Below are 6330 nucleotides of genomic sequence, written 5' to 3'. Positions count from 1 at the left end.
GGAGAAGCCCCGGCCGGGGCTCACACGTCACACTCTGTCAGCGCCGCGAGACACTCACGCGGCGACCACGTCCACCGCTTCGGCGGGCGCCTTGATGGTCACCCGTTCCGGTGGCACACCGGTCACCGAAACGGAACCAAGCATCGGACGAACCGGCGTGTGCACAGGCTCACTGGGGGTGGCCCCAGCGGACTGGGCCAGCTCGGCGAGGGCGAGCTCGTCGCTCACTTCCCGCATCAGCTCGGACATCCGTACGTCCAGCGCGTCGCAGATGGCGGCGAGCAGTTCGGAGGAAGCCTCCTTCTGCCCCCGCTCCACCTCGGAGAGATAGCCGAGTGAGACTCGGGCGGACGAGGAGACTTCGCGCAGAGTACGGCCCTGGCGCTGGCGCTGCCGACGCAGCACGTCACCCAGCAGGCGACGGAGCAGAATCATCGGTGGCTCCCTCCTCGGACCGCGTAGCCGCATCCTTCACGCCCCACCGTACCGCCTCGCGCCGCGGCCGTGCGGGGAGCGATGTCGTGTTCACTCAGGGCTGCAAACATCAAAACCCCCCGTTCCGTTCCGTATCCTGTGCCCGCTCATTCCCGGTCTGTTCGCTCGCAAGTTCCTTCAAGAGCAGTGCGAGTACGCTCCGTACACTCTCCATACGAATTTCCGCGCGGTCGCCGTTCAACCGCAGCGGCTGCACTTTTCCGCCACCGGCAGAACCGGAACCGGGCCCAACGGGCCCGTCCAGCGCCACGAAAACCGTCCCGACGGGCTGTCCGTCCTGGGGGTCGGGGCCGGCGACACCGGTGGTCGCGATTCCCCAGTCGGCTCCCAGGGCCTTGCGGACTCCGGCCGCCATCTGGGCCGCGACCTGCGGGTCCACCGCTCCGCGCTGGGCCAGCAGGTCGTCGTCGACACCGAGCATCCGGTGCTTCAGCTCGGTGGCGTAGGCCGTCACCGAACCGCGGAACGCCTTGGACGCCCCCGGAACCGCCGTGAGCTCCGCGGCGACCAGCCCACCGGTCAGCGACTCGGCGACGGCGACCGTCTCGCCCTTCACCGTGAGTAGTCGCACCACGTCGGCGGCGATGTCGGCAGCCGTGGACCTCACCCTTCCGTCTCCTCCAACGCGGCCCTGCGCTCGGCAATTCCCTGCCTGCGCAGCACAATGGCTTGTCTCACATAGTCCAGACCGGTCACCACGGTCAGGACGACCGCCGCGGCCATCACCCAGAAGCGCAGGGTGGCCAGCCACCCCGTCAGCGCCAGCACGTACATCCCGACCGCCACGCCCTGCGTGAGGGTCTTGAGCTTGCCGCCCCGGCTGGCCGGGATGACACCGTACCGAATGACCAGAAACCGCAGCAGCGTGACCCCGAGTTCCCGTCCGAGGATCACCGCCGTCACCCACCACGGCAGGTCACCCAGTGCCGAGAGACAGATCAGCGCCGCCCCCATGATCGCCTTGTCGGCGATGGGGTCGGCGATCTTCCCGAAGTCGGTGACGAGGTTGTAGGCGCGCGCCAGATGGCCGTCGAAGAGATCGGTGATCATGGCGATGGCGAAGGCCGCCCAGGCGAGCGAACGCCATGCGGGGTCGTACCCTCCGTCGGCGAGCATCAGGGCGACGAAGGCGGGCACCAGGACCAGCCGGAGCATGGTCAGCAGGTTGGCGATGTTCCAGACGCTCGCCTGGTTGACCGCGGCGGCCGCGATCTTGCCGCCCCGCGCGGGCTTCGCGTCCTCCGGCGCACCGCCGCCGGACGCAACATCCCCAGCGACTCCACCGGACGCACCGGACGCACCGGAGCCGCCCCCGGACCCGCCGTCCGGCACCGAGGCGGCCACCGCGGCCCCGCGAGGCCCGGCGGCACTCTGGCCGTGGGCGGCGACACCCGCGGCCCCCATGGCCTGGGCGGAAGCCGCAGCCGCGCCGTTCGCCCGGGCGGGCCCGCCCGCGGCCGCCGGCACTCCGGTCATCTGCCCGCCTCCTCGCTGCCTCCGGGATGGCCCGCCAGCGGCTCGGCCACCAGGTCGACACCCTCCGTGCCGACCACCTTGGCCTCGACCATACGGCCGACGCTCAGGCCCGCGCCGCTCGTGAGCAGCACCTGCCCGTCCGTCTCCGGCGCCTGGTGGGCCGCGCGGCCGTAGGTGCCCTCCTCCTCGTCCACCGACTCGACCAGGACCTCCACGGTCGAGCCGACGCGCTCCTCCGCGCGCTGCGAGACCAGCTCCTCGGCCAGCCGGGAGATGTGGGCCAGTCGCTCGGCGACCACGTCCTCGTCGAGCTTGTTGTCGTACGTCGCGGCCTCGGTGCCCTCCTCGTCGGAGTAGCCGAAGACGCCGATGGCGTCCAGGCGCGCGCCGTTCAGGAAGCGCTCCAGCTCGGCCAGGTCGGCCTCGGTCTCGCCGGGGAAGCCGACGATGAAGTTGGAGCGCACACCGGCCTCGGGGGCCTTGCTCCGGATGGTGTCCAGCAGCTCCAGGAAGCGGTCGGTGTCGCCGAAGCGGCGCATCGCGCGGAGCACGTCCGGGGCGGAGTGCTGGAAGGAGAGGTCGAAGTAGGGGGCGACCTTGGGCGTGGAGGTGAGCACGTCGATGAGCCCGGGCCGCATCTCGGCGGGCTGCAGGTAGCTCACCCGCACCCGCTCGATGCCGTCCACCTCGGCCAGCTCGGGCAGCAGCGACTCCAGCAGGCGGATGTCGCCCAGGTCCTTGCCGTACGAGGTGTTGTTCTCGGAGACCAGCATGATCTCCTTGACGCCCTGCTCGGCCAGCCAGCGGGTCTCGTTCAGCACGTCGCTGGGGCGGCGGGAGATGAAGGAGCCGCGGAAGGACGGGATGGCGCAGAAGGTGCAGCGCCGGTCGCAGCCGGAGGCCAGCTTCACCGAGGCGACCGGGGAGCCGTCGAGCCGGCGGCGCAGCGGCGCGCGGGGGCCGGACGCGGGGGCCAGGCCCTCCGGGAGGTCGGCGGGGGCGTGCCCCGGAAGGGCGACCTCCGCCGCGGACTCCTGGCGCTCGGCGGGGCTGATCGGCAGCAGCTTGCGCCGGTCGCGCGGGGTGTGGGCGGCGTGGATGCCGCCGCTCAGGATGGTCTGGAGCCGGCCGGAGATGTCGGCGTAGTCGTCGAAGCCGAGCACGCCGTCGGCCTCGGGCAGGGCCTCGGCCAGCTCCTTGCCGTACCGCTCGGCCATGCAGCCGACCGCCACCACGGCCTGGGTCCTGCCGTGGCTCTTGAGGTCGTTGGCCTCCAGCAGGGCGTCGACGGAGTCCTTCTTGGCGGCGTCGACGAAGCCGCAGGTGTTGACGACGGCGACGTCCGCGTCCGCGGCGTCCTCGACGAGCTGCCAGCCGTCCGCCTCCAAACGGCCTGCGAGCTCCTCGGAGTCCACCTCGTTACGGGCGCAGCCAAGGGTGACCAGTGCGACGGTACGGCGTTCAGGCATGGGCTCAAGACTACTTCGTCCCACGGACACCCCACGTCGACGGGGTTGACCGATCTTGGTCAACCCCGTCCCGCCTTCCCCTGATGAGGCCCCTTATCCGACCTGCGGGTCGCCCTTCGTGTACGTGAGCCGTTCCACGGCACCCGGCTGGAAGTCGTCCTCGATCTTCTTGCCGTTCACATACAGCTGGATCGCGCCGGCGTCGCCGAGGACCAGGTTGATCCTGGAGCTGTCCTGGAAGGTCTTGGAGTCGCCCTGCTTGAGCAGCCCGTCGAAGAGCAGTCGGCCGTTGTGGTCCTTGGCCGAGATCCAGCTCCGGCCGTCGACCGCGCTGACCTGCACCGTCACCTTGTCCTGCGGCGCGGCGGCGATGGCGCTCTCGGTCGGGTCCGGCTTGGGGTCGGTGGTCTTGCCGGTCCCGGCGCTCGGCGAGGAGGACGTGCCCTTCGACGGCGGAGCGCCCTCGGCCACCTGCGTCCCGGCATCGCTGCCGGAGCCGCCCTTGAACACGGTGAAGCCGACGAAGCCGACCACGGCGACGATCGCGGCGACCATCGCCGCCGTCCAGTTCGGCCCGCGCCGCTCGGGGCGGATGCGTTCCGCCTCGAACAGCGGTGCCGCCGGGGTGGGCGCCGGCCGTCCGCCGTGATCGGCGTCGTACTGGGCGATCAGCGGGTCCGGGTCCAGGTGGACGGCCCTGGCCAGGGTCCTGATGTGGCCGCGGGCGTACACGTCCCCGCCGCAGGGCGCGAAATCGTCCGACTCGATCGCGTGCACGATGGCGATCCGGACCCGGGTGGCGCTGCTGACGTCGTCGACGGTCAGCCCGGCCGCGATGCGCGCCTGCTGCAGCGCACGGCCGATGGAGGGTCGGGGCTTCTCGGGCACGCCGGAAACGTCGGATACGTCTTCGAACGGACGCTCGTCTTCAGGGGAGTTGCCGATGGACACGGGGGCGCCTTTCGAGCGTGTAGCCACCTGCTGGAGGTTCAGTCTAGGGGGGGTACGAAAGGGTGGGGCAACCGGGCGGTAGGACTTTGTACGCCATCGGAATGGCCGGTCGTTCCGATGGTCGGGTACACGGTTTTCGCTTCCCTCAACTTGACGTACGCCGTAGGGAAACGGTTGGTCACCGATCCCTTACGGGTGTGTCACGATCGGACAACCGGAGTATCGCGTTCCCCCCGTCGGCCCAGTTCGGCAACCGTCTCCCTACCCTTCAGACTCCCCACGGATCATCGCCAGCACGCCATCCAGCTCGTCCGGCTTCACCAGCACGTCCCGCGCCTTCGAGCCCTCGCTCGGCCCGACGATGTTCCGGGACTCCATCAGGTCCATCAGCCGCCCCGCCTTGGCGAAGCCGACCCGCAGCTTGCGCTGGAGCATGGAGGTCGACCCGAACTGCGTGGAGACGACCAGCTCGGCCGCCTGGCACAGCAGGTCGAGGTCGTCGCCGATGTCCTCGTCGATCTCCTTCTTCTGCTTGCTCCCCACGACGACGTCGTCCCGGAAGACCGGCGCCATCTGGTCCTTGCAGTGCTGCACGACGGCCGCGACCTCGGCCTCCGTGACGAAGGCGCCCTGCATACGCGTCGGCTTGTTCGCGCCCATCGGCAGGAACAGCCCGTCGCCCTTGCCGATCAGCTTCTCGGCGCCCGGCTGGTCGAGGATGACCCGCGAGTCCGCCAGCGAGGAGGTGGCGAAGGCGAGCCGGGAGGGCACGTTCGCCTTGATGAGGCCGGTGACGACGTCGACCGACGGCCGCTGGGTGGCGAGCACCAGGTGGATGCCCGCCGCGCGCGCGAGCTGCGTGATCCGCACGATGGCGTCCTCGACGTCCCGCGGGGCGACCATCATCAGGTCGGCCAGCTCGTCCACGATCACCAGCAGATACGGATACGGCTGGAGCTCGCGCTCGCTGCCCTCCGGCGGCTTGACCTTGCCCTCGCGCACCGCGCGGTTGAAGTCGTCGATGTGCCGGTAGCCGTAGGCCGCCAGGTCGTCGTACCGGAGGTCCATCTCCCGTACGACCCACTGGAGCGCCTCGGCGGCCCGCTTCGGGTTGGTGATGATCGGCGTGATCAGGTGCGGAATGCCCTCGTAGGCGGTCAGCTCGACCCGCTTGGGGTCGACCAGGATCATCCGGACGTCCTCGGGGGTCGCACGCATCATGATCGAGGTGATCAGGCAGTTGATGCAGGACGACTTGCCGGAGCCGGTGGCTCCGGCCACCAGCATGTGCGGCATCTTCGCCAGCGAGTGCATGACGTAGCCGCCCTCGACGTCCTTGCCGAAGGCGACCAGCATCGGGTCGTCGTCCTCCGCGGACTCCGCGAGCCGCAGTACGTCACCGAGGTTGACCATCTCCCGGTCGGTGTTCGGGATCTCGATGCCGACCGCGGACTTGCCGGGGATCGGGCTGATGATCCGCACGTCCGGGCTGGCGACGGCGTACGCGATGTTCTTGGTCAGCGCGGTGATCCGCTCGACCTTCACGGCCGGGCCGAGCTCGACCTCGTAGCGCGTGACCGTCGGCCCGCGCGTGAAGCCGGTGACCCGCGCGTCGACCTTGAACTCGGTGAAGACGGTGGTCAGCGACTCGACGATCGCGTCGTTGGCGGCGCTGCGCGCCTTGCCCGGCCCGCCGCGCGTGAGCAGGTCGAGCGAGGGCAGGGCGTAGGTGATGTCGCCGGACAGCTGGAGCTGCTCCGCGCGCGCGGGCAGGTCCCGGGGCTGGCTCGGCGGCGTCTTGGTGAGGTCGGGAACCGCCGGCCCCGTCTGCTCCCGCTCGGGCCGCGCGGCTGGCACCGGGGTCGGGGCCCGCGCCGGGGCCGGAGTGGGCGTCCGCTGCTCCCGGTCCCCGGCGCCCACCCCCTGCGTGAGCTCCGCG

The 6330-nt window shown here is 70.6% G+C and carries 6 protein-coding genes; all 6 read right to left on the bottom strand.

Annotated elements, in window-relative coordinates; all coding sequences use genetic code 11:
• Window positions 1–54: 54 nt before the first annotated feature.
• Entirely contained in the window at window positions 55–435 is a 381-nt protein-coding gene (locus tag CCN42_RS21540; RefSeq protein WP_086737960.1) for a helix-turn-helix domain-containing protein, read from the bottom strand.
• Between the two features lie 109 nt (window positions 436–544).
• Window positions 545–1081, bottom strand: a complete 537-nt coding sequence (locus tag CCN42_RS21535) for a CinA family protein (protein ID WP_245877400.1) — start codon at window positions 1079–1081, stop codon at window positions 545–547.
• Between the two features lie 17 nt (window positions 1082–1098).
• The gene (gene pgsA, locus CCN42_RS21530; protein WP_086737958.1) at window positions 1099–1971 is read right to left on the bottom strand and encodes a CDP-diacylglycerol--glycerol-3-phosphate 3-phosphatidyltransferase; all 873 of its coding nucleotides are present in this window, start codon (window positions 1969–1971) and stop codon (window positions 1099–1101) included.
• Entirely contained in the window at window positions 1968–3440 is a 1473-nt protein-coding gene (rimO, locus tag CCN42_RS21525; protein WP_086737957.1) for a 30S ribosomal protein S12 methylthiotransferase RimO, read from the bottom strand. Before rimO ends, pgsA begins: the two co-directional genes overlap by 4 nt.
• A gap of 93 nt (window positions 3441–3533) precedes the next feature.
• Complete coding sequence (locus CCN42_RS21520) at window positions 3534–4391, bottom strand: helix-turn-helix domain-containing protein (protein WP_086737955.1); 858 nt, start codon at window positions 4389–4391, stop codon at window positions 3534–3536.
• Between the two features lie 261 nt (window positions 4392–4652).
• On the bottom strand, window positions 4653–6330 hold a 1678-nt coding region (locus tag CCN42_RS21515), incomplete at its 5' end, for a DNA translocase FtsK (protein WP_143661978.1).

The organism is Streptomyces glaucescens (assembly GCF_002154375.1).
GTDB classification, from domain to species: Bacteria; Actinomycetota; Actinomycetes; order Streptomycetales; family Streptomycetaceae; genus Streptomyces; species Streptomyces glaucescens.
The sequence above is the reverse complement of the archived record's forward strand: the minus strand, read 5'-3'. Positions and strand labels throughout refer to the sequence as shown.